Raw genomic sequence first — 23584 nt, 5'->3', positions numbered from 1 at the left:
CGGCTTCGCCGCGCAGGACACGAGGGCGCAGCCCTCGACGGAACGTCGCCCGCCAACCTCGGCGACTTCGGCTTGATCCCCTCTCCCCTTGGGGGAGAGGGTTAGGGTGAGGGGGTCGGTAACGTCATTACCTGGCGAATGCCGCCCCACGCCTCAATAGCACGGCTTCGCCGTGCAGGACACGAGGGCGCGGCCCTCGACGGGGTTTCGCCCGCCAGCCCGGAGACTTCGGTTTGATCCCCTCCCCCCTTGCGGGAGAGGGTTAGGGTGAGGGGTCGGTAACGTCATTGCCTGGCGAACGCCGCCCCACGCCTCAATGGCACGGCTTCGCCATTCAGGACACGAGGACTCCATCCTCGACGGGGTTTCGCCCGCCAGCCTCAGCGACTTCGGTTTGATCCCCTCTTCCCTTGGGGGAGAGGGTTAGGGTGAGGGTCGGTAACGTCATTGCCTGGCGAATGCCGCCCCACGTGTGAATGGCACGGCTTCGCCGTGCAGGACACGAGGACTCCGTCCTCGATGGGGTTTCGGCTTTGTCCCCTCTCCCCTTGGGGGAGAGGGCTAGGGTGAGGGGTCGGTAACCTCATTACCTGGTGCAATGTCGTCCCACGTGTGAATGGCACGGCTTCACCGCGCAGGACACGAGGGCGCGGCCCTCGACGGGGTTTCGGCTCTGTCCCCTCTCCCCTTGGGGGAGAGGGCTAGGGTGAGGGGTGGGTAACGGCATTGCTTGGCGAATGCCGCCCCACGCCTCAATAGCACGGCTTCGCCATGCAGGACACGAGGACTCCGTCCTCGACGGGGTTTCGCCGCCGCTACGCGGCTTGGCGAGTGACTTTTCTTTGCGTGGCCAAAGAAAAGTCACCAAAAGAAAGGCCACCCCCACTTGTTCGCCCTCCTACGTCGGGTGCCCTCGGTTCATCCGTTTGTCCCACGGCACGCGCCGATGGGCCATCCCTGGCCCAGCGGCGCTCGCTCGGCGTCCTGCCTCGCGGCCTGGACAAACGGACTCACCTCGGCGAACAACAGGGGGCAACCCCGAACCTTCAGCCCCGAGGCCAATTAACAGCTCCATGTGTCTTTTGGGAATAGCCTTATATTGAAAGATCGATAGTGTATATTTAATTGCGATGTAACCTGATTTATCTAATGCCTAGTACGCTTCATTAATTGAACTTACGACCCGTTCTCATTAAACAATGAAAATCTAATCGCTATGTTTATAGCATAAACAAAACACACTAAACAGAATTGAATTATTATGCCAATAATATTTGAAAAAGAATTTATCACATTGTCAGATTTATATCTGGCATATAGAAAAGCCAAAACAGATTCATTTTTTGATAACTTTCACCCTTGCAAGCGTCGATATTCTGAATTTGAATCAAATCTACATGAAAATTTACTAAACCTTCATAAAACTCTCATTAATGATGAAAAAGACCCATGGTACAAAAATGATTTATTTTTAGGCGGATATTCATATGCCCCTAGGCTGTGTTCTCAAAATGCTGGTTTTCTGTCCACACATAACTCGCGCAAGTAGCGAAGGCAGAAAGCCAGTTTGATAAAGGCTGCAAAACTCTTGGCTAGCTTTTCATATCTCGTTGAAAACCGGCGAAACTTCTTCAACCAACCGAAGCACCGCTCCACGACATTGCGCCTGCGGTAATGCACCTTGTCCAGTACCAATGGACGCCCCTTATGGCGCCGTTGCTGGTCGCTGCGTTGCGGAATGACCGCTTTTATCCTTCTCCGCCGTAGCTCGGCTCGAAAGGCTTTGCTGCTATAGGCCTTGTCTGCGGCAAGATGCGCTGGCCGTGTTCGGTAGCGACCTGATGACGTTGGTATCCTCGCCATGGCCAACGCGCTTGTTGCATAGCTGATTTCTGCTGATTGCCCCGGTGACAGGCAGAAGCTCAGTGGTAAGCCATGACCGTCCGTGACCAAGTGAATTTTGCTGCCGAAACCTCCCCGCGAACGGCCAAGGGCTTGATTCATTGAGGTGTTTTTTTACGTGCACCGGCAGCATCTTTGGATGCTCTGACATTGGAGCCGTCCAGGCACCACAGGTCGAAATCGATGAGCCCTTCTTCATTGAGCTTGAGTTGCAGCGCTTCCAGAATGGCATCAATCCGGCCTGCATCCTGCCAACGCCGGAAGGTGTTGTAGACCGAATTCCATGGTCCGAAACGTTCTGGAAGGTCTCGCCAAGGAGCTCCGGTGTGGAGTATCCAGAGAATGCCATCGAGCACTTGGCGCGGTTCACGGGTAGGGCGCCCGATCAGGCTTCGAGAAGGAAACTGGGGCTCGATAAGCCCCCATTGTGCATCAGTCAGCTGATAACGGCGGGACACGGAATGGATCTTAAGCTGTTGAGAAGATGTGAGATTATATCTTCATCACTTTAAGAACACAGCCTAGTCCGGATCCGGCAGCCTGTCCCCCGGCGCGCCTTGCCTCGCCAAAGGGGTTACGACGATGTAAAGGCGAACGGGATTTGGGGGAGTGGCGCCTTCGGGGCGGCGAGGGCAGGAAGACGCTGTCATCACTAGAGGAAGAGGCCCGGATGGACGGGGCCTGCGCCTCGTCAGGACCAGAGGGCGGCGAGGGAGGAGGGGATCCTCAGGCGCACTGTGATCCACTCCCCGACTATGGTCTGACATGCACGCCCGCTATTTGATTATGCAAATGGATGGGCTTAAGATGGCCGCGCGCAACGATCAGATTGATAACAAACGGAAGTTAGGAGATGCCGATGGAAAGCAAAGTAGTTATCCCGACCCAGGGCCAGAAAATCACAGTCGATGCCAGCGGCAAGCTGCAGGTTCCCCACAACCCCATCATTCCGTTTATCGAAGGGGATGGTATCGGTGTGGACGTGACCCCGGCCATGTTGAATGTGGTGAATGCTGCGGTCGAGAAAGCCTACAAAGGCGAGCGCAAGATCGCCTGGATGGAGATCTATACCGGCGAGAAATCGACTCATGTCTATGGCGAAGGTGCCTGGCTGCCGGCCGAAACCCTGGATTTCATTCGTGAATACTGCGTGGCCATCAAGGGCCCGCTGACCACCCCGGTCGGCGGCGGTATTCGCTCCCTCAACGTGGCCCTGCGCCAGGAGCTGGATCTCTACGTCTGTCTGCGCCCGGTCCGTTACTACGAAGGGACCCCGAGCCCGGTCAAGCACCCCGAGCTGACCGACATGGTGATCTTCCGCGAGAACGCCGAAGACATCTACGCCGGCATCGAGTGGAAGGCGGACAGCGATGAAGCCAAGAAGGTGATCGCTTTCCTGCAAAACGAGATGGGCGTGAAGAAAATTCGCTTCCCCGAGTCCTGCGGCATCGGCATCAAGCCCATGTCCAAGGCCGGTACCGAGCGTCTGGTCCGTGCCGCCATCGAGTACGCCATCGACAACGATCGCGACTCCGTGACCCTGGTGCACAAGGGCAACATCATGAAGTTCACCGAAGGTGCCTTCAAGGATTGGGGCTATGCCCTGGCCCAGAAAGAGTACGATGCCCAGCTCATCGACGGCGGCCCCTGGTGCTCCTTCAAGAACCCGAAAACCGGCAAGACCATCGTGGTCAAGGACGTCATCGCCGATGCCTTCCTGCAACAGATCCTGCTGCGTCCGGCCGAGTATGACGTCATTGCCTGTATGAACCTCAACGGCGACTACATCTCCGACGCGCTGGCGGCCCAGGTCGGCGGCATCGGCATCGCGCCGGGCGCCAACATCGGCGATGGCGTTGCCCTGTTCGAAGCCACCCACGGCACCGCGCCGAAATACGCTGGCCAGGACAAGGTCAACCCGGGCTCCCTCATCCTCTCTGCCGAGATGATGCTGCGCCACCTGGGCTGGACCGAGGCGGCTGACCTCATCGTCAAGGGGATGGAAGCGGCCATCGCCAACAAGACCGTCACCTATGACTTCGAGCGTCTGATGGAAGGCGCCACCCTGCGTTCCTGCTCCCAGTTCGCCCAAGACATGATCGACCAGATGTGATCCGGGTCGTTGAAATGCAAAACCGGCGCCATGAGCGCCGGTTTTTTTATGGAGGAGAGCAGGTCGTCAGGTGGTTTTTTCCACGTGCTGCTCGTAGATCTGCTGCCATTTGCTGGTCTCGGCCTCATCTCCACGGGCCTGCCAGAATTCGCAGATGGAGCTGGCGAGCTCGGATGCCATGGCGTGGTCTCCGTCACGGCGGCTCATCAGATATTGTCCCAACCAGCTTTGATATTGTTTCATCGCCCGATCTCCTTATCTAAGGTGCCCAGAGGGGAGTGCTCCTGGCATCAAGGTCGCGCAGGAGCGATTCGAACTGGGCACATGTTGTGCTGCGCCCGGCAGGTGTTGGTCGCCGGAACCGGTGGTTATCTCACCGGAAAAAGGGGACAACGGGGCGCAGATGTCAAAAAACGGTCTCTATCGTATCACAAAATAACCAGTCGGTGGGGCTGGATGACAAATCAGGCTGTCCAGCAGTCTGGCCGTCTGTGTCATGGGGGCGAGGGCTGAGGTGCCATCATGCTGATCTCGCAGCAGAAAAACCCGCCAGGTCGGCGGGTCACGGGGGCGAAAAAAAGATCAGATCCGGGCGCAGGCCAGGTATTTCTCCATCTCCTCGGCGGGCACCATGCCGCCGCCGGTGGCCCACACCAGGTGGGTGGCCCCGGCCATCTTGGCAGCATCCAGTCCCTGCCCACTCTGCCACTCAAGGTTGGCGGCCACTCGCCAGGGGCCTGCCATGCCCGCCAGTGCCGAGGGCTCGAGCCGGATCTCTTCATCCCGGGCCAGGAGCCCCAGCAGGTCGTACATCTCCTGATCGCTCAGGGTGTAGAAGCCCGCAAGCAGGCGTTCCATGGCGCGGCCGACAAAACCGGAGGCGCGTCCCACCGCGAGGCCGTCGGCGGCGGTGAGGTTGTCGATGCCAAGGTCTTGCACCGCAATGGCATCGTGCAACCCGGTGTGGACCCCGAGCAGCATGCAGGGGGAGTGGGTAGGTTCGGCGAACAGGCAGTGCACGTTGTCCCCGAACGCCAGCTTGAGACCAAAGGCCACTCCGCCCGGGCCACCGCCGACGCCGCAAGGCAGGTAGACGAAGAGCGGATGGTCGGCGTCCACCCTGATGCCCATCTCGTCGAACTGCTTTTTCACCCGCTCGCCCGCCACCGCATAGCCGAGGAACAGGGTGCGAGAGTGCTCGTCATCGATGAAGAAGCAGGTGGGATCGCGTTCGGCCTCCTTGCGCCCCTGCTCCACCGCCACCCCGTAATCGTCAGCATATTCCACGACGATGGCGCCATGTTCGCGCAACTTTTGCTTCTTCCACTCCCGCGCATCGGCGGACATGTGGACGGTGACGCGAAAGCCGAGGCGGGCGCTCATGATGCCGATGGAGAGGCCGAGGTTGCCGGTCGACCCCACCGCAATGCTGTATTGGCTGAAGAAGTGGCGGAACTCGTCCGAGAACAGCGTGCGATAGTCATCCGTCTCGCGCAGCAGCCCAGCCTGGATGGCCAGATGTTCGGTATGGGCCAGCACCTCGTGGATGCCGCCGCGCGCCTTGATGGAGCCGGAGATGGGCAGGTGGCTGTCTTGTTTGAGCAGCAACCTGCCGGTGAGTTCGACGCCATAGCGCCCATTGAGGGTCCCCTGCAGGGTCGGGATGGCGGCGATCCCGGACTCGATGATGCCGTGGCTGGCGCGGGTTTCGGGGAAGGCCTCGCACAGGTAGGGGGCGAAGCGGGCGAGCCGGGCGGAGGCGGCGGCCACATCGTGCCGGGTGAGCCCCACATGGGGCAACCCTTCAGCGAGGGAGGTGGCCCCCGGATTGAACCAGGTCACAGGGGTGAGGGCGATCAGCGGTTCGAGCAGGGGGAAGCGGGCGATGAGCCCGGCAATGTCGGTGTGTGTCATGAAAGCCTCTCGGGGTGGTGACGGAATCATCCCATTGAATGGCACCAGCGTTGCCGTGACAAATGATAAAACGCGTGGCTTGGATGAGCCCAGTTGATGCAAATGGTCATCTACCCTGTTGTGTCTTCGCATACGGGTGAGTTGAGTCTTCCTGGTGAATGCAAACCTCGCCCTTCTGGTATCATCTGCCAGATAAAAGAGAGGGAGGCCCAACCATGCAACGCGATGAGCACCCAGGGGTGAGGAGCAAGCTGCTCAGCAGCCATCAGCTAGCCAGGCTCCACACCTTCGAGGCGGCGGCCCGCCACGGCTCCTTTGCGCTCGCCGCCGACGAGCTCTCCTTGAGCCCAAGCGCGGTGAGCCACCGCATCTCGGCCCTGGAAGAGGCGCTCGGGTTTTTGCTGTTCCAGCGCTTTCACCGCAAGGTGGCCTTGACCACGGAGGGGCAGCGCATCTTCTGGGCCCTCACCTCCTCCCTGGAGTTCATCAATCAGGAGGTGCTGGAGATCAGGGAGCAGGCGTTGTCGGGCTCCCTGACGCTGCACTCGCGCCCCTCCATCGCCCAGTGCTGGCTGGTGCCAAGGCTCGCCGATTTTTCCCGTCTGCATCCTCACATCGAGCTCAACCTGCTGACGGGCAACGAGCACATAAACCTGCACGGCTACGGCATCGATCTGACCCTCAACTTCGATGCCAGAACCCCGACGGGCCTGGCCATCCACCCCCTGATGGATGAATACATGGTGCCGGTGTGCAGCCCGCAATACGCCAGCGACCACGGTCTGATGGGGGAGGTGAGGAATCTGCAGCAGTGCCGCCTGCTCCATGACAGGCAGGCCTGGGGCCAGGACACCGACAGCGACGAGTGGCGCACCTGGGGGAGTCACTGGCATCTCTCCCTGGAGACTTGCGCATCACACATGGGATTTGATCGAGCGGATCTGGCGATCCTTGCCGCCACCCACCACGCCGGTGTCGCCATGGGGCGCAGGCAACTGGCAAGCCAGGCGCTGGCGAGCGGAGCGCTGGTGATGCCCTTCCCGGACATGGCGGTGCGCTGCGAGCCGCGTTATTACCTGGCGACCCTCCCTCACCGCCAGTGTCCCAAGATCCAGGCATTCATCCGCTGGATACAGGATCAGGCGCAAGGGGCATCCTGACACGGGACCTGGTTTATTGTCCGCGAAGGTCATGGCCATGAGCGCACTATTTGTACAATAAGTGCCGACACTGCTGCTAAATGACCTGGCGCAGAGCGACGCGGGTAAGAGATAACAGCGTGTGCAACGGATGAGGTGAACCAGAGATTAACCGGGGAAAATAGAAAATAAAGTCCGTGAGGGTATTCCCAATAAGTATCAGGCAGGGAATTAACCACGGTGAATAATGTCCATATGGTGTCAGAGCGCTGCCGGATGGTATAAAAACATTATGTTGTTATCCAATGGGCATGCTACTCTCAAATCGTGTTATCCCTGTGACATACAAAAATAATTCTGTGAGGAAGTAATGAACGAGTTTCTGAAGGTTCTGCTGAACATTCGCAGCTTGCGCGCTGCCATTCGTGAACTGCCGTTTGAGCAACTGCAAGAAGCGAAAGAAAAGTTTGACCTGGTATATAACGAGCGTGCCGAGTCCGTTGAACAGGAACGTGCCGAACAGGAAGAGCGTCAGCGCAAACTGAATGAATTCACCGAAATGCTGCAACAGGCTGGTATCGATCCCCGTGAGCTGATCGGCAGCGTGGCGGCTCCGGCTGCGGCGGGCACCACCAAGAGCAAGCGTGCTCCACGTCCTGCGAAATACAAGTACCAGGAAGACGGTCAGGAGAAGACCTGGACCGGTCAGGGTCGTATGCCCAAGGCCATCGCCGAGCAAGTTGCGCTGGGCAAGGATCTGAACGATTTCCTGATCTGATCGCCGGATCCGGATCTCGATAATGCCGCCTGCAGGGCGGCATTATTATTTTCAGGGTTCAGAGGATGTCGCAGTAAAACCCAATTGCGCAGGTTACTCCGGTTAATTGGAGAGCCTCGTCTGGAATAGCCATAACCATCATGTGCCCAATAAAGTTGGCGCATCATCTTCCACGCCACCTCGCCACTTATACGCACTGAGGACTCATACAGCCCGTGTTTCTTCGTCCCTTGTGAGAAACGATCATGGATACCTGCTGTGACAGAATGAAATAGCGGCGGTGGATCCTCATCTGTATGCCTGAGCGGCCCGTCTCTTTTTCATGCTGATGCATGACGCCCACCGCCTATTAATTTATCCCCTATATTTATGGTCTGTTTGACACCGCTCTTCTGCGATATATCCGCACGATGCCGGACAATGTGCGGATGAGGCAGACACGGATTGGTGGCAAACAAATAAACCGAATGCTAGATGACGGGTTGTCCGAGTGCAGACTGAACGGCGTGTGTGTATTTTCTCCGGGTGCGGCGACGGGCCTGGACCGCCTCTGCCAGCATGGCAAGCAGGTGTTCACTCTCTTCCCAGCAGAGGCAGGCATCGGTCACTGACAGACCGTATTGCAGTTCACCCAGAGGAGCCGGTTTCTGGTTTCCTCCCAGCAAGAAGCTCTCGACCATGACGGCGGCGATGGCTTGGCTCCCTTCGCTCAGCTGGCGACAGAGCTCTTTGGCGACCTTCAGCTGGTTCGTGTGCAGCTTCTGGCTGTTGCCATGGCTGCAATCCACCATCAGGCGAGAGGGGAGCCCCTGACGGGTGAGGCGGTCTGCTGCCTCCGCCACATCGCTCTGGTGGTAGTTGGGCAGGGTGCCGCCACGCAGAATGATATGGCCGTCGGGATTGCCTTCGCTCTTGATCACCACCATGCCGCCCTGGCTGCCGGGGGCGGTGAAGAGATGGGAGGCGGTACTGGCCTGGATGGCATCGATGGCGACCCGGATATTGCCGTCCGTACCGTTCTTGAATCCCACGGGGCAGGGCAGTGCGGAGGCCAATTGCCGGTGGACCTGAGACTCAGTGGTGCGTGCCCCGATGGCGCCCCAGCTGACGAGATCGGCGAGATAGAGAAAGCTGGTGGTGTCGAGGAATTCGGTGGCGGTGGCGAGCCCCAGTCCATTGATGTCGAGCAGCACCTGGCGTGCCAGATGCAATCCCCGATTGATGTCGTTGCTGCCGTCCAGGTGCGGATCGAAGACCAGCCCCTTCCAGCCCACCGTGGTGCGCGGCTTTTCAAAATAGGCTCGCATGACTATCTGAAGGCTGTCTTCATAGGCGGTGGCGAGTCGTGCCAGCCGTCCGGCATAGTCCAGGGCCGCGACGGGATCATGGATGGAGCAGGGGCCAATCACGACCAGCAGGCGATCGTCTTCACCTGCCAGGATCCGGCGTGCCTGATGGCGCTGGTTGTCGATGTGCCGGGCCATGTCGGCCGGACAGGGGTGCTGCGCCAGCAGCTCGGCAGGGGTGGGTAGCGCCTCTATGGCGAAGGCGCGCATGACCGAATTCAAAACTGCCATCTGGAGTTACCTTGCTGTGCATGTGTGCGATGGAGAACCCGTATGCGGCATCCTGTTGGGAGCAGACAGATTCACGGCTTATCGCAGTTGTTGAGAATGATTGTCATTATCTTGGTGTTTGTCTCAAATGCAAGTGCAATGAAATCGCCAGGCGAAGATGGGGGGAGAGAGAACGATGGCGATGGAACCGCAGCAAAAGCAGGCCGCTTCCCCGAGGGAAGAAGCCCGCCAGTCACCAGATAAAGAGGGGGTCAGCTGTCCATCACGGCGTGCCTGTCCTGATGGTAGGCGTCTTCATCCTTGCCGCTGCGCCAGTAGGGGACTGCGTAGACCCGCTGGCGCTCGGCATTCAGGGTGCGTCTGACGTGGCGGCGCAGCGGCACGACCAGGCTCTCTTCCCCGCCAAACCAGAAATAGCTCCCCTCGGCGACCATAGGCTGGGCGGTGAAATGCGCCACCAGGGTCGCGGCCTGCTCCGGATTGCCCACGAACCAGCGCAGGTCGACGCCGGCCGGCAGCGACAGATCCTGTACGTCGTCCTGATGGGGGACCAGCAGGGCGATATGGCCGAGGGCATGGGCCGGCATCACCTCCACCATGGCGCTGATGGCGGGCAGGGCGGTGAGATCCCCCGCCATGTAATAGTGCTCGGCCGTTTGCAGCATGGGGTCGGGACCGCCCGGGCCCGAGATGGCGAGCTTGTCACCCGGTTTGGCGTGCAGGGCGAAACGACTGGCGGTGCCGGCCTCGCCGTGCAGGGCGAAGTCGATGTCGAGCTCCAGCGCCTCTCGGCGAAACGCGCGTATGGTGAAGGTGCGAATGACGGGTTTCTGGGCGGGATCGAGCCAGCGAGGCCCCTTGTCGGTGGGGGTGGGCAACACTATCTCGCGCTGACCCGGTCGGGGCAGCATGATCTTGACATGAGCACCGCCACAGCTGAAGGGGTAGTCCACAAGCTCGGGGCTGGTCAGGCAGATTCGGCGCAGATGCGGGCTCACATCCTGAACATGCTTGACGGTGAGCAGGCGGGGGCGATTGGCCGGGGCGGGTTGAGACATGGGCATACTCCTGGCTGATGATGGCGCCCATTCTTGATGAAATGAAAACTATTATCAATTGGTTTGTGGGCAGAATGGGTCGCGATTGACCTCCTCTGGATGTCCATCGCGATCCCACACACTCTGCCTGGGTCAGGTTCGATCGCTTCCCCCCAGCGCCCGATAGATGCCTGCCATGTTGTTGAGCTGGGCCTGCTGCTGTGCCAGCAGAGCGAGCTCGGCATCCCACAGGCGGTTCTGCTCATCCAGCCAGGGTTGCACCCCAGTGGCACCGGCCAGAAAACGGGCGCCTGCCAGCCTCTCGGCCTCCCGGGCATAGGCCCTCTGCTGCTCCAGATAGCGCAGCCGCTGTTCCCCTTGCTGACGGGCGGCCAGGCCATCCTCCACTTCCAGCAGCGCGGTATAGAGCTGCTTGCGAAACTCGGTTTCGGCAATCTGGTAGTCGATGTCGGCGCTGGCGATGGAGAGCCGGGTCTTGTTGTACTCGAGGAAAGGGAGCGCCAGCGTGGCGCCCAGGGTGCCAACCGGATTTTGCAGCACCTGGGTCAGGGTATCCGAGGTGGTGCTGGCACCGCCGGTCAGGCTCAGGGTGGGATAAAAGCCGGTGCGGATCTCGTCTCCCCTCGCGAGAGTCTTGCGCAGCCTGAGTTCGGCGGCGCGCACATCGGGCCGCCGGGCCAGCACATCGGCTGGGATGCCGGCCGCCAGGGACGGGATCGGGCCCATTACCAGGGCGTCGGGAGCGTCAGCGAGCGGCCCGCTGCTGCGGCCCAGCAGCAGGCGAAGAGCATTGCCCGCCTGTGCCCGCTGCTGGGTGAGGGTGGCGAGCTCCGCCTGCTTGCCTGCCTTCTGCTGGCTGGCCTGTACCAGATCGAGTCGGGTCACGGCGCCCGCCTCGTATTTGGCGCGGGTCAGGCGCTCAATGCGCTCCAGATTGGCCAGTTGCTGGGTGCCCAGGGTAATGGCCGAGCCGAGGTAGGCCAGCTGCCAGTATTGCTCCAGGGTCTTGCCGATGAGCAGCAATCGGGTGGCGGCCAGATCCTGTTCGCTGGCCTGTGCCTCCCAGCTCGCCTGATCCCTTGCCGCGGCCAGTCTGCCCCAGAGATCCATCTCGTAGCTGAGGATGAGGGAGGGGCCCAGGTTGCTGCTGGCGCTGCCATCTTTCATGTTCTTGGTGCCGCTGGCCCCGAGATTGGCGCTGACCGAGGGGGTGAGGTTGGTGTCAGCCAGATCGGCGCCGAGCAGGGCATTCTTGAGCTTGAGCCCGGCCACCCGCATGTCCGGGTTGGCGGCCAGCACCGCCTCGACCAGGCGATCGAGCGCGGGATCCTGGAATCCCTGCCACCAGGGGCCAGCCTGCTGCGCGGTGAGACCCCGGCTCTCCTGCTGCCATGCTGGCGCCACGTCGAGATCGGGTCTGTGATAGGTGCTCTGCTGGCTGCAGGCACCGAGGCTGGCGGTGAGCATCAGGCTTAGCCCGAGCCTTGATAGGTTGTGCATCGTCATTCCCTCGCCAGTGCCTCCACCGGATCGAGCCTGGCCGCATTGCGGGCGGGCAGGTAACCAAACAGGATCCCGATGAGGGAGGAGCACCCGAAGGCCATCAGGATGGAGAAGAGCGAGAAGCGCATCTGGAAGCTTTCCACGAGCAGGGAGAAGAGAGCGCCGATGAGCAGGGCGAGGCCGATACCGAGCAGCCCCCCCAGCAGGCTGACCATCACCGCCTCGATGAGGAACTGTTGCAGTATGTCGGACTGGCGGGCGCCGACGGCGATGCGGATCCCTATCTCCCGGGTGCGCTCCACCACCGAGACCAGCATGATGTTCATCACTCCGACGCCGCCGACGATGAGGGAGATCACCGCGATGGCGGAGACCAGCAGTGTCAGGGTGGCGGTGGTCTTCTCCACCGATTTGACGATGCTGTCGCTGCTGAAGGTGAAGAAGTCCTTCACGCCGTGGCGCTGGGTCAGCAGGGCGACTGCCGCCTGCTCGGCCAGGGCGGGCTGGACGCCGTCCTTGACCCGGATGGTGATCTGGGTGAAGTGCTGCTGGGAGAGGAGACGGCTCATGACGGCGCTGTAGGGGAGCCAGACATTGACCGACTGGCTGCTGCGGCCAAAGCCGGTCTCCTGGGTGACCACCCCCACGATGCGCACCGGCAGGGTGCCGACCAGCACCACCTGGCCGACCGGGTCCACCTTGCCGAGCAGGCTCTCTATGGTCTTGCCATCCACCACGGCGACTGCCGTCCGGTTGCGAATGTCCCGCTCATCGAGCAGGCGCCCCTGGGTGAGCGTCATCCCCTTGACCCGGAAAAAGTCGTTGCCGACCCCGATCACGCTGCCGCTGCTGGTCTTGTTGCGATAGCGAAGCTGGCCCGACGTCGCTATCTGGGGGCTGGCCCCCTCCAGATAGGGCTGGCCGAGCAGCGCGTCGAGATCCCGCTCGTTCAGGGTCTGGATGCTGGCGGCCTTCTCGTCTCCCCAGTCCTTGCCGGGGAAGATGTCGATGGTGTTGGTGCCCATGGCGTTGATGTCGTCGATCACCTTGGCGCGCGCCCCCTGACCCAGCGCCACCACGCTGACCACGGCGGCGATGCCGATGATGATGCCGAGCATGGTGAGGAAGGTGCGCATGCGATGGGCCAGCATGGCGTGCAGGGCCATGCGCCCCGCCTCCCGGTAGCGATCCCAGCCCCGGCTTGCGGTGCGGACGGCGGCGCCTGTGCTCTGTGCATCTTGCCCGACAGGGGGAGGGGGCAGCTGGCTGCCGTCACCTGGCTGCGGGTGGGCCGGCGTCCCGGATAGGGAGGGTGAGGCTGCGTTGTCATCGGTCGCCCGATGGCCGCTGTCCTCCACTACCCGCCCGTCACGCAGGGTGATGATGCGATCCGCATGGCTTGCCACCGCCATGTCGTGGGTCACCAGAATGATGGTGTGGCCCTGGGCGTGCAGCTCCTTGAGGATGGCCATCACCTCCTTGCCGCTCTGGCTGTCGAGAGCGCCGGTGGGTTCGTCCGCCAGGATCACCTCGCCGCCGTTGGCGAGCGCCCGGGCAATACTGACCCGCTGCTGCTGACCGCCGGAGAGCTGGCCGGGTCTGTGGTGGCTGCGATCCTGCAGTCCCAGGCGGGTCAGCAAGGTGCGGGCACGGGCCTGGCGATCAAGGTGGGCGGTGCCGGCATAGATGGCGGGGATCTCCACGTTGGCGGCCGCATCCAGATGGGGCAGCAGGTGATAGCGCTGGAAGATGAAGCCGAAGTGGTGGCAGCGCAGCCGTGCCAGGGAGAGGGCATCCAGGGTCGCGGTATCCTGGCCGCGAAACAGATACTGGCCGCCGCTCGGGCGATCGAGGCAGCCCAGCAGGTTCATCAGGGTCGATTTGCCGGAGCCGGAGGCGCCGACGATGGCCACCATCTCCCCGGCATCGATGGCGAGATCCAGCGGGTGCAGCACGGTCACTTCGTGCTCTCCGCTCTGGTAGCGCCGCTCGATGCCCTTGAGACGGATCAGGGGCTCGCTCACGGCTCCATCTCCCCTTCATCGTGCAGGGCCGGCTTGCCCTGCTCCAGGATCACCTTCTCCTGCTCGGTCAGGCCGCTCACCACCTCAATCTTGATGTCATCCTTCATGCCGGTCTTGATGCGGCGGGTCTCTCTCTGGTCCCCTGCCTTGAGCAGGCTGACCTCGTACTCGTTGTCGCCAGTCTTCTTGCCGAGGGCGGTCTGGGGAATCGTCAGTACCTGCTTGCGCTCGCCGAGTACGATGGTGACCTGGGTCGTCATGGCGACCCTCAACTGATGGCCGGGGTTGGGCACATCGAACAGGGCATAGTAGTAGATGGCCGCATTGCTGGTGGCTGTGGTGCTGGCCGTCTGCTCATTGATGTTGGTGGGGGCCAGCTCGACCGTGCGCAGGGTACCGTGGTAGCGAGTATCCGGATCCCCTATCAGGGTGAAATAGACCGGCATGCCCGCCTTGACACGGGTGACGTCCGCTTCGGAGATCTGGGCCTTGACCGTCATGGTGTCGAGATTGGCGAGCTTGAGCAGGGTCGGTACCGTCTGGCTGGCGGCCAGGGTCTGCCCCTGCCGGGTGACAATGGAGACGACGGTACCATCCATGGGGGCCTGAATGCGGTTGTAGCCGAGCTCCGTCTTGGCGCGCTCCACCTTGATGATGGCGTTGTCGATGTCGGCCTGGGCGCTTTGCAGCTCGGCCCGGGTGACGGCAAGCTGGGCTTCGGCGCTCTCCAGATCCGCACGAGAGCTCGCTTCCTGCCGAAACATCTGCTGCTGGCGGCGCCAGGCAAGCTCGTTCTGTTTGAGCTGTGCCTGCTTGATCTTGAGCTGGGCGCGGCGGCTGGCCAGCTCCGCCTCGGCGGTCTTGAGGTTGTTCTGGGCGATCAGGGGATCGATCTCCGCCAGCAGCTCTCCTTGTTTGACCTGTTGACCCGCTTCCACCGCGAGATAGGTGACCTGACCCGAGACCTGAGCCCCCACATCCACCTGCTCGATGGCCTGCAGTACGCCACTGGCGAGCACCGTCTGCTCCACATCCTGTCGGGTAACCGTTGCGGTCAGTACCGGGTCCGGTGTGTTGCCTGGCCAGGCCAGCCAGGTGACGAGAGGGATCAGCACAAGGGCGAGCAGGGCGAGCTTGCCGGGTTTTCGAAGAGCTTTCATTTATCACCTGAACGAAACGAGCGAAGGCGTGCAAGGGCCATATCGTGCAGCAAATGGCCCTCAAAAAGAAGCGAGCAATGTGTAAGAAATCGTGTGGTTCTGGCGGTGACGCAGTGGAGGAGGTCAAGCTGGGGGAGGATGACGGCGGGGCGTCAGAAACAAGAAGACCCGCTCAGGGAGCGGGTCTTGTGGTGTCAACCGACGGCTTTGAGCAAGGCGGCGTGAGGCTCGTGGCAGATCTGGATATCGAGGGGCAGTTTGTAGAGGAGCAGGCGGGCCAGCGAGCCCTCCATCCAGTGATGACGGCTGCCGACCAGCAAGAGATCGGCGGGGTGGGCGGCCAGCCAGCGCTGTAGATCCGGCACCACGTCATCCACCACCAGACACTGGTAATCCACCGGATGAGACAGCTGGGTGATGAGTTCACTGATGATCGCCTTGGCATCCAGGGTGCCCTGGGCGCTGCGCTCCTCTTGTGACAGGGACAGACTATTGCGACGGGTCTTGCTGCTGTGGGTCAGGTGCAACAAGGTCAGGTTGGCGCCCAGCCCTTGTGCCAGACGGCTCGCCTTGGCCAGTGTCTCCTGCTCGTAATCCTTGCCTTCCAGCAACAGCACAATATTGGTCGGGCTCATAAGCAGTTCTCCTTGGCAGGTGCGGGTCAGACGGCGGAAGCGCGCTCCCATCCTCCCTTCCCGCGAAATGTCAGCTCAAACGAACCCGGTGTGTTTGCATCAAGCGTCACCTTCTGTCGATGGCAACTGAAGGTACCGAGTCCGTTTACATCATCATAACAGACTGAGTTGAATGGAAAATGAAGGAGTGGGGCCGTTCGAAATGTGAATGAGTGCAACGAAGATGAGTGGCGTCCTGACCATGGCGATGGAAGCCCGACTGGGTGATGACCAGGCTGGCAGGTTCAGACTGAGCATCAAGACACGTGCCGCGGATTAGCCCGGGCAGCCCCTCGTTCTTGCTTGCGGCTCACGGCATGGGCCAACCAGGCCGGTGCCATCGGCAAGAGGCTTCAACTGGCCAGCGCGATGATGGCACGGTCAATCTGAAAGGGCCGACATGGACGGGAGGGCATCCCTCCCGCCCCGTGGTCAGCTTGCGAGCAACTCACGGGCGTTGGCCAGGGTGTTGTCGGTGATCTGATCGCCCCCCAGCAGGCGGGCCAGTTCGTTGAGCCGGGCACCCGGGGTGAGCGCCTGCATCTGGGTTTCCGTTGTCTTGCCGTCGGTGTGTTTGCTCACCACCATGTGCTGGTGACCCTTGCCTGCCACCTGGGGCAGGTGGGTGACCACCATCACCTGGGTGGATTCGCCGAGCTGGCGCAACAGGCGGCCCACCACGGCGGCGGTCGGGCCGCTGATCCCCACATCCACTTCGTCGAAGATAAGGGTCGGGGTGGAGATCTTGCGGGCACTGATCACCACGATGGCGAGGCTGATACGCGACAGCTCGCCGCCGGAAGCCACCTTACCAAGGGGTTGGATGGGCTGACCCGGGTTGGTGGTGACCATGAACTCCACCCGATCGATGCCAAGGGGCGAGAGGCTGCTCTGGGCATCGGGTCGCACCTCGATGGCGAAGCGGCCATCTGGCATCGCCAGTTCGTGCATGCTGGCGCTTACCTTTGCGCCCAGCTCCTCGGCATAGCGCTGGCGGCTCTGGCTCAGGGCCTCGGCGGCCTGCACGAAGGCCTGTCGGGCCGAGGCCAGCTCGTCTTCCATCCCCTCGAGTCGTTCCTCGTCGGAGTTGAGGCGGGCCAGATCGGCGGCCAGCTCCTGATGGTGCAGGGCCAGCTCCGCCGGTTTGACATGGTGCTTGCGTGCCAGGTTGATGGCCTTGGAGAGGCGGCTCTCCAGCTCGTTGAAGCGCTCTGGATCCAGTTCCAGCCGGTCGAGATAGCTGCGCAGCTCGCTGTGGCTCTCCTGTACGCCGATCAGGGCTTCGTTGAGCATGCCGAGCACGTTGCCAAGCCGGCTGTCCATGCCGACCAGGGTCTCGGCCCTGTCCACCGCCGTCTGCAGCAGACCGGCGATGGTGGTCTCTTCATTGTCATAGAGCAGATCGAGGCAATACCCGCACTCCTGCATCAGCTCGGTGCCATTGGCGAGCCGCTGATGCTCCTCTTCAATCTCTTCAAACTCTCCCGGCTGAAGGGCAAATTCGTCCAGCTCCTGCACCTGGTATTCGATGAGTTGACGGCGGGCTTCCCGCTGCTGCTGCTCGGCCTTGAGCCGGTTGAGCTCGTTTTGCAACTGGCGCCACTGCTGGTAGTGGCGGCGCACATCGTCGAGGAGCAGATGATGACCGGCGTAGCCGTCCAGCAGGGCGAGCTGGTAATCGGGTTTGAGCAGCATCTGGTGAGCGTGCTGACCGTGGACGTTGACCAGCAGTTGACCCAGGTTCCTGAGCTGGGCGAGGGGGACGGGAACCCCGTTGATATAGCTGCGAGAGCGCCCCTCGGCGGACAGTACCCGCCGGACGATGCACTCACCGTCATTTTCAAGCTCGTTGGTGGCGAGCCAGGCCCGGGCGGCAGGATTACCCTCCAGCAGGAAGCGGGCACTCACCTCGGTCTTGTCGCTGCCCGGGCGCACCATGCTGGCTTCGGCGCGCTCTCCCAGGCACAGCCCCAGAGCGTCGATGGCGATGGATTTGCCCGCCCCGGTCTCCCCGGTGATGCAGGTCATCCCCGGTTGCAGATCGAGCTCGAGAAACTTGACGATGGCGAAGTTGTTGACGGTCAGCTGGGTCAGCATGGTCTCATCCTGTATGGGTCAACATTACTGTGTATGCATCCAGTATATACTGGTCTTATATACAGTAAAGTGGGCAGGGAGGATTTTTGCGAAACAGGGGGAGGGCAAGGATGTCAAGGCCGCGGCATGGGTGTGACGCCGATCAGATGGCCTGCAAATCAACCTGCGTACCTGGCATGGGCTGAGGCGATGCGAGAAGCCACCTTGAGGGGCTCTCTTGTGGTGAGTAGCGGGTTGAGACACACTCGAAACAGTCCTGGTTGAGCCTGGGCTGTGCACAGACCTCTTCGCAAGGATGCGTCACGATGATCCATACCCCGACCCTGCTGCTGATCTCCCTGGCAATCAACCTGATGTCGGGGCTGATCATGCTGTTCATCCACTCCCTGAAGCCGGGTCGAGGCAACTTTCTGTACTGGTCCCTCTCCGCTTTTCTCTTCTCCCTCTCCATCCTGCTGCTCAGTCTGGGGGTGTTGGGCGGCCATCCGGCGCTGGGCATCCGGGTCGGCGGCCTGGTCTCGCTCATGAGCATCCGCTGTTGCTCGCTGGTTTTTGTGCGCTTTACGAGCGCGCATGGCATCCCCGTGCCGTGGGGGGAGGCGTGGCGGTGTTGCTGCTGCTCTATCTGGGACTGTCCAGCCTCGCCCCCGTGCGCATTGTGCTGGCTCTGATGGAGTCGATGTTGTACCTGTGGTGCGCCTGCCTCATCGTCTCTCTCGACCGGCAACAGAAGCGGGTGCTCCATGTGGTGGCGCTCATTTACCTGCTGCATTTCACCATCCTGCTGAGTCAGGGGGGGCTGCTCTTGCTGGGAGTCGAAGAGCGGATGGGGGACGGAGACTGGCTCGATCTCATCTTCTTCATGCACATGGTGCTGACCATCGGCTCGGTGTTGTTGCTGCCTCTGGTGGCCTATGTGGAGACGGAGGAGGCATTGCTGGCGCTCTCGGAGCGGGATCCCCTCACCGGGGTGCTCAATCGGCGCGGCCTCTTCAGGCACGGAGAGGGTACTACGCCTGGCCAGACGCGCTGCGTGGTGGTCCTGGACATCGATCACTTCAAGCGGGTCAACGACCAGTTTGGTCACGGCTGCGGGGATGAAGTCATTCGCTATGTGGCCGGGGTGCTGGTGGCCGAGGTACGCAAGGATGATCTGGTGGGGCGCATCGGTGGCGAGGAGTTCGCCATCATCATGGGGGGCGTGAGCGGCCAGATGGCCCACGACATCTGTGACCGGATCCGCCGCCAGATAGAGACGGGCTCCCGGCAGGGGGCCTGCCTGCCGTGCGAGGGGGTTACGGTGAGCATGGGGGTCGTGTGCGCCAGTGCCGAGGCTGACCTGGCACTGATACTGACCAAAGCCGATGCTGCCATGTACCGGGTGAAGGAAGCGGGGAGAAACGGGGTGAATCTGGCATTCGAGCCGGCACCGCCTCGGCTGGTCGAAAGCAGCGAGGGGTAGACCCTCGCCACCGGTGTTGCCTGGCTAGAAGAGCTTGCTGCCCCAACCGAGCTTGTTGCGCAGCACGTGGAAGTAGCTGTAATCCAGCGGATGCACCAGATGCAGCTTGTGGCTGCTCTTCTTGATAAGGATCTCGTCCCCCGGGTGGACCGCCAGGGTGACCTGGCCGTCGCAGCTCACTTGCATGGCGTCGTCCTGATTGTCCGGCGAGACCAGCAGCCGCACTTCGCTGTCCGCATCCAGCACGATGGGGCGGCTGCTCAGGGTGTGCGGGAACATGGGCACCAGCGTGATGGCGTTGAGTTTGGGGGTGAGGATGGCGCCCCCTGCCGACAGGGAGTAGGCGGTGGAGCCGGTGGGTGTCGCCACTATGATGCCGTCCGAGCGCTGGCTGTACATGAAGCTGCCGTCGATGTAGACCTCGAATTCGATCATGTGGGCGATCTTGCCCGGGTGAAGCACCGCCTCGTTGACCGCGAGGTTGCTCGACTTGCGCTCCCCGTGGCGATAGACGGCGGCCTCCAGCAGGAAGCGATGCTCGCTTTTGAAGTGACCCGAGAGCACCTGCTCCAGGGGCAGCAGATAATCCTGGGGCGAGAGATCGGTCAGGAAGCCGAGGTTGCCCCGGTTCACCCCGATCACCGCCACATCGAACCGTGACAGCACCCGGGCGGCCCCCAGCATGTTGCCGTCACCGCCGACAACAATGGCGAGATCCGCCTGCTCGCCGAGCTGCACCAGATCCATCACGTTCTCCCCGAGCAGCCCCAGGGTATGGGCCACCCGGCTCTCCAGCAGCACGCGAAAGCCGCGGCTGGTCAGGTACTGGTACAGGCCGGTCAGGGTCTGGTTGGCCCCCTCGTGATGGGGCTTGCCGATGAGGGCAACGGTTTTGAACGGAGAATCCATAGGTTATCGGGTCTGGGAGAGTCTTGGGGGGAGTATACCGCGCTTTGCCGGGGATTTGTCTGCCTCCGTGGCGGTTGGTGCAATCGGCCCCGAAAAGGGGCTGCCTGGCACGCGGATGGGCGCCATTGTGCCCGATCTGCCCTTTTCCCCTTGAAAGCCGGGGCTGTGTCCCCATAATAGCGCCAACACAGGGTCTGCTGGCGCGTGTCGCTTGTCTGAACGCCAGCCACCCTCACACGCAACCCCTGAATATTGGAGATGTCATGAGCCACGAAGAACAAAAGGTTGAAGCGATGGAGCAAGTGGAAGCCCAGCCAATCGAGCCGACCGATGTAGACAGTGAAGTGACAGCCGAGCAGGCCCGCATCGCCGAGCTGGAGGCCCAGCTGGAGGCGGCCCAGCAGGCTTCCCTGGAAGAGCGCGAGCGCGCCATTCGCGCCGTCGCCGAGATGGAGAACCTGCGTCGCCGTGCTGCTCAGGACGTGGAGAAAGCCCACAAGTTTGCACTGGAGAAGTTCGCCGCAGAGCTCTTGCCGGTGCTGGACAACCTGGAGCGCGCCATCGAGCTGGCGGACAAGGAGAACGACACCCTCAAGCCGATGATTGAAGGGGTCGAGCTGACCCTGAAATCCATGCAGAGCGGCGTGGCCAAGTTCGGCCTGGTGGCGCTGGACCCGACCAACCAGCCGTTCGACCCCAATGCCCACCAGGCCATGAGCATGGTGCCCAGTGCCGACGTGGCGCCGAACACAGTGATCGCCGTGATGCAGAAGGGCTACGAGCTCAACGGCCGCGTCATCCGCCCGGCCATGGTGATGGTCTCCAAGTCCGCTGACTGATCACGCTGTTCTCACCAAGCCCGCCGCTTGGCGGGCTTTTTGTTGGATGTGGCGCCAAAAAAACGTGTCTGGCGTCATTTGGCTGTCAGGTGGCCTGTATGCAGGTTTTTTCAGGGCCGGACTTGAAGCGCCGACTTGAGACCCCATATAGGTTGCAAGGCCACGGCGGCACAAAAAATTTGATGCCGGGAGCTTGAAAGCCACAGTGGCAGGCCCCACCTAGCCGTTAACGTATCAAGGCGAGCCCCTCGCCAGTTTATTCAAAGTATTTGGAGATTCGTCAAATGGGTAAAATCATCGGTATTGACCTGGGTACTACCAACTCCTGCGTCGCTATTCTGGATGGCGACCATGCTCGCGTGATCGAGAACGCGGAAGGCGACCGTACTACTCCGTCCATCATTGCCTATGCCGATGACGGCGAAATCCTGGTTGGTCAGCCGGCCAAGCGCCAAGCCATCACCAACCCGAAGAACACGCTGTTCGCCATCAAGCGTCTTATCGGCCGTCGTTTCGAAGATGACGAAGTACAACGTGACCTGAAAATCATGCCGTACGCCATCGCCAAGGCCGACAACGGTGACGCCTGGGTTGAAGTGAAAGGCAAGAAGATGGCACCGCCGCAGATCTCTGCCGAAGTGCTGAAAAAGATGAAGAAGACCGCCGAGGACTACCTGGGCGAGCCGGTGACCGAAGCCGTCATCACCGTACCGGCCTACTTCAACGACGCCCAGCGTCAGGCCACCAAGGATGCCGGTCGCATCGCCGGTCTGGATGTAAAACGCATCATCAACGAACCGACTGCCGCGGCTTTCGCCTACGGCGTCAACAAGGTCAAGGGTGAGCGCAAGGTTGCCGTATACGACCTGGGTGGCGGTACCTTCGATATCTCCATCATCGAGATCGACGAAGTCGAAGGGGAAACCACCTTCGAAGTGCTGGCAACCAACGGTAACACCCACCTGGGTGGTGAAGACTTCGACAACCGCGTCATCAACTACCTGGTTGACGAGTTCAAGCGCGAGCAGGGCATTGACCTGCGCAACGACCAGCTGGCCCTGCAGCGTCTGAAAGATGCCGCCGAAAAAGCCAAGATCGAGCTCTCTTCTGCCCAGCAGACCGACGTCAACCTGCCGTACATCACAGCAGATGCCACCGGTCCGAAGCACATGAACATCAAGGTGACCCGCGCCAAGCTGGAATCCCTGGTGGAAGACATGGTGAAAGACTCCCTGGAGCCGGTTCGTGTCGCCCTGAAAGACTCCGGTCTGGCGGTTGGCGAGATCGACGACGTCATCCTGGTGGGTGGTCAGACCCGTATGCCGCTGGTTCAGAAGACCGTGGCCGACTTCTTCGGCAAAGAGCCGCGCAAAGACGTCAACCCGGACGAAGCCGTGGCCATGGGTGCTGCCATCCAGGGTGCCGTACTGTCCGGTGACAAGACCGACGTACTGCTGCTGGACGTGACTCCGCTCTCCCTGGGGATCGAGACCATGGGTAGCGTGATGACCGCGCTCATCGAGAAGAACACCACCATTCCGACCAAGAAGTCCCAGGTGTTCTCCACCGCCGAAGACAACCAGTCTGCCGTGACCATTCACGTGCTGCAGGGTGAGCGCAAGCGCGCCAGCGACAACAAGTCCCTGGGCCAGTTCAACCTGGAAGGCATCCGCCCGGCACCGCGCGGTCTGCCGCAGATCGAAGTGACCTTCGACATCGATGCCAACGGCATCCTGCACGTCTCCGCGAAAGACAAGGAGACCAACAAGGAGCAGAAGATCACCATCCAGGCCTCTTCCGGTCTGTCTGATGACGAGATCGAACGCATGGTACGCGAAGCCGAAGCCAACGCGGCCGAGGACAAGAAGTTCGAAGAGCTGGTGCAGGCCCGCAACCAGGCTGACGGTCTGGTCCACTCCGTGCGCAAGCAGGTCACCGAAGCCGGTGAAGCTCTGCCTGCCGACGAGAAGACCAAGATCGAGACTGCCCTGAGCGAGCTGGAATCCGCCATCAAGGGTGACGACAAGGCTGCCATCGAAGCCAAGCAGCAAGCGCTGCTGGAAGCGTCCCAGAAGCTGATGGAAATTGCCCAGCAGCAGGCTCAGGCGCAAGGCGCCGCCGGTGCTGACGCCGGTCAGTCCTCCTCTTCTGCCAAGGCTGACGACGACGTGGTCGACGCCGAGTTCGAAGAAGTGAAAGACGACAAGAAGTAAGCCCGACCCGGATGGGCGAAGTCCGCTTCGCCCATCGGCTCAGAATCTGTTCACGGTCTGTCGCGAGAGGCCGTCAGCAAGGTAAAGAGCAGCGCAGGAACCGGAGCGTATAGATATACGTGAGGATTCCGAGCAGCACATGAGCCTTGATCACGGCTTCGTAGTAAGAGTGTGAGCAGATTCGTCAATGAATTTACGGGCGTTGGGTAACCAACGCCCGTC

At 61.3% G+C, this 23584-nt stretch carries 18 protein-coding genes; 7 read left to right on the top strand and 11 right to left on the bottom strand.

Translation table 11 applies throughout. The features are described 5' to 3' along the window. Positions 1–1506: 1506 nt before the first annotated feature. Positions 1507–2360, bottom strand: a protein-coding gene (locus tag HKD46_RS05360) for an IS5 family transposase (RefSeq protein WP_103261584.1) whose coding sequence is annotated in 2 segments (ribosomal slippage) — positions 1507–2018 and positions 2018–2360 — 855 coding nt in all. Because the reading frame shifts where the segments join, the coding sequence is not laid out codon by codon here. A gap of 401 nt (positions 2361–2761) precedes the next feature. On the opposite strand from HKD46_RS05360, the gene icd reads away from it, so the two are divergent. Beyond that, positions 2762–4015, top strand: a complete 1254-nt coding sequence (icd, locus tag HKD46_RS05355) for an NADP-dependent isocitrate dehydrogenase (RefSeq protein ID WP_010673630.1) — start codon at positions 2762–2764, stop codon at positions 4013–4015. Positions 4016–4081: 66 nt separating this feature from the next. Here the strand turns inward: icd and HKD46_RS05350 are convergent, their stop codons facing one another. Together HKD46_RS05350 and dsdA are read right to left on the bottom strand one after the other, a co-directional pair. Beyond that, on the bottom strand, positions 4082–4258 hold the full coding sequence (locus HKD46_RS05350) for a hypothetical protein (protein WP_010673631.1): 177 nt from the start codon (positions 4256–4258) through the stop codon (positions 4082–4084). Positions 4259–4597: 339 nt separating this feature from the next. After that, entirely contained in the window at positions 4598–5929 is a 1332-nt protein-coding gene (gene dsdA, locus HKD46_RS05345; protein ID WP_161470474.1) for a D-serine ammonia-lyase, read from the bottom strand. Between the two features lie 215 nt (positions 5930–6144). Between dsdA and dsdC the strand changes: the two genes are divergently transcribed. Together dsdC and HKD46_RS05335 are read left to right on the top strand one after the other, a co-directional pair. Further along, entirely contained in the window at positions 6145–7089 is a 945-nt protein-coding gene (dsdC, locus tag HKD46_RS05340) for a DNA-binding transcriptional regulator DsdC (protein WP_161470473.1), read from the top strand. A gap of 349 nt (positions 7090–7438) precedes the next feature. Next, entirely contained in the window at positions 7439–7846 is a 408-nt protein-coding gene (locus HKD46_RS05335; RefSeq protein WP_010673634.1) for an H-NS family nucleoid-associated regulatory protein, read from the top strand. Between the two features lie 470 nt (positions 7847–8316). Here the strand turns inward: HKD46_RS05335 and HKD46_RS05330 are convergent, their stop codons facing one another. From HKD46_RS05330 to recN, 7 genes are all read right to left on the bottom strand, one after another. Continuing rightward, entirely contained in the window at positions 8317–9423 is a 1107-nt protein-coding gene (locus tag HKD46_RS05330) for a 3-deoxy-7-phosphoheptulonate synthase (protein ID WP_161470472.1), read from the bottom strand. Between the two features lie 251 nt (positions 9424–9674). Then, the gene (locus HKD46_RS05325) at positions 9675–10481 is read right to left on the bottom strand and encodes a siderophore-interacting protein (RefSeq protein ID WP_161470471.1); all 807 of its coding nucleotides are present in this window, start codon (positions 10479–10481) and stop codon (positions 9675–9677) included. 132 nt (positions 10482–10613) lie between these two features. Then, positions 10614–11987: an efflux transporter outer membrane subunit gene (locus tag HKD46_RS05320; RefSeq protein WP_171864996.1), complete on the bottom strand. Its 1374-nt coding sequence runs from the start codon at positions 11985–11987 to the stop codon at positions 10614–10616. Beyond that, positions 11984–14008, bottom strand: coding sequence for a MacB family efflux pump subunit (locus HKD46_RS05315; protein ID WP_171864995.1), 2025 nt, complete (start codon positions 14006–14008; stop codon positions 11984–11986). Before HKD46_RS05315 ends, HKD46_RS05320 begins: the two co-directional genes overlap by 4 nt. Then, the gene (locus tag HKD46_RS05310; RefSeq protein ID WP_171864994.1) at positions 14005–15168 is read right to left on the bottom strand and encodes an efflux RND transporter periplasmic adaptor subunit; all 1164 of its coding nucleotides are present in this window, start codon (positions 15166–15168) and stop codon (positions 14005–14007) included. The genes HKD46_RS05315 and HKD46_RS05310 overlap by 4 nt, the downstream gene beginning before the upstream one ends. A 194-nt stretch (positions 15169–15362) precedes the next feature. After that, entirely contained in the window at positions 15363–15803 is a 441-nt protein-coding gene (locus HKD46_RS05305; protein WP_042864170.1) for a universal stress protein, read from the bottom strand. 471 nt (positions 15804–16274) lie between these two features. Further along, positions 16275–17939 (bottom strand): DNA repair protein RecN, encoded by a 1665-nt coding sequence (gene recN / locus HKD46_RS05300; protein ID WP_042014248.1) that lies wholly within the window; start codon positions 17937–17939, stop codon positions 16275–16277. Between the two features lie 305 nt (positions 17940–18244). On the opposite strand from recN, the gene HKD46_RS21300 reads away from it, so the two are divergent. Next, a complete protein-coding gene (locus tag HKD46_RS21300; protein WP_234887996.1) occupies positions 18245–18610 on the top strand; it encodes a hypothetical protein in 366 nt (121 codons plus the stop codon). Then, positions 18541–19401, top strand: a complete 861-nt coding sequence (locus HKD46_RS05295) for a GGDEF domain-containing protein (protein WP_311697600.1) — start codon at positions 18541–18543, stop codon at positions 19399–19401. The genes HKD46_RS21300 and HKD46_RS05295 overlap by 70 nt, the downstream gene beginning before the upstream one ends. A 24-nt stretch (positions 19402–19425) precedes the next feature. On the opposite strand, the gene nadK is transcribed toward HKD46_RS05295, so the two are convergent. Continuing rightward, entirely contained in the window at positions 19426–20310 is an 885-nt protein-coding gene (gene nadK, locus HKD46_RS05290; protein WP_010673644.1) for an NAD(+) kinase, read from the bottom strand. A gap of 263 nt (positions 20311–20573) precedes the next feature. Here nadK and grpE point away from each other — a divergent pair, with 263 nt between their 5' ends. Together grpE and dnaK are read left to right on the top strand one after the other, a co-directional pair. Further along, positions 20574–21149 carry a nucleotide exchange factor GrpE gene (gene grpE / locus HKD46_RS05285; protein ID WP_042014244.1) on the top strand — a complete coding sequence of 192 codons (576 nt, stop codon included), beginning with the start codon at positions 20574–20576 and terminating at the stop codon, positions 21147–21149. A 284-nt stretch (positions 21150–21433) separates the two neighbouring features. After that, entirely contained in the window at positions 21434–23362 is a 1929-nt protein-coding gene (gene dnaK / locus HKD46_RS05280; RefSeq protein ID WP_010673646.1) for a molecular chaperone DnaK, read from the top strand. Positions 23363–23584: the final 222 nt, after the last annotated feature.

Origin of the sequence: Aeromonas sp. TW 6 (assembly GCF_013168745.1) — a bacterium.
Lineage (GTDB): Bacteria > Pseudomonadota > Gammaproteobacteria > Enterobacterales > Aeromonadaceae > Aeromonas > Aeromonas caviae.
Note: the sequence above shows the minus strand (reverse complement) of the source record. Positions and strands in the feature narration are given on the sequence as shown.

Coding starts and splice junctions, on each gene's coding strand:
- HKD46_RS21300 (WP_234887996.1), top strand. CDS start 18,245: ATGATCCATACCCCGACCCTGCTGCTGATCTCCCTGGCAATCAACCTG.
- HKD46_RS05310 (WP_171864994.1), bottom strand. CDS start 15,168: ATGAAAGCTCTTCGAAAACCCGGCAAGCTCGCCCTGCTCGCCCTTGTG.
- HKD46_RS05305 (WP_042864170.1), bottom strand. CDS start 15,803: ATGAGCCCGACCAATATTGTGCTGTTGCTGGAAGGCAAGGATTACGAG.
- HKD46_RS05325 (WP_161470471.1), bottom strand. CDS start 10,481: ATGTCTCAACCCGCCCCGGCCAATCGCCCCCGCCTGCTCACCGTCAAG.
- recN (WP_042014248.1), bottom strand. CDS start 17,939: ATGCTGACCCAGCTGACCGTCAACAACTTCGCCATCGTCAAGTTTCTC.
- HKD46_RS05350 (WP_010673631.1), bottom strand. CDS start 4,258: ATGAAACAATATCAAAGCTGGTTGGGACAATATCTGATGAGCCGCCGT.
- dsdC (WP_161470473.1), top strand. CDS start 6,145: ATGCAACGCGATGAGCACCCAGGGGTGAGGAGCAAGCTGCTCAGCAGC.
- HKD46_RS05330 (WP_161470472.1), bottom strand. CDS start 9,423: ATGGCAGTTTTGAATTCGGTCATGCGCGCCTTCGCCATAGAGGCGCTA.
- grpE (WP_042014244.1), top strand. CDS start 20,574: ATGAGCCACGAAGAACAAAAGGTTGAAGCGATGGAGCAAGTGGAAGCC.
- dsdA (WP_161470474.1), bottom strand. CDS start 5,929: ATGACACACACCGACATTGCCGGGCTCATCGCCCGCTTCCCCCTGCTC.
- HKD46_RS05335 (WP_010673634.1), top strand. CDS start 7,439: ATGAACGAGTTTCTGAAGGTTCTGCTGAACATTCGCAGCTTGCGCGCT.
- dnaK (WP_010673646.1), top strand. CDS start 21,434: ATGGGTAAAATCATCGGTATTGACCTGGGTACTACCAACTCCTGCGTC.
- HKD46_RS05320 (WP_171864996.1), bottom strand. CDS start 11,987: ATGACGATGCACAACCTATCAAGGCTCGGGCTAAGCCTGATGCTCACC.
- icd (WP_010673630.1), top strand. CDS start 2,762: ATGGAAAGCAAAGTAGTTATCCCGACCCAGGGCCAGAAAATCACAGTC.
- nadK (WP_010673644.1), bottom strand. CDS start 20,310: ATGGATTCTCCGTTCAAAACCGTTGCCCTCATCGGCAAGCCCCATCAC.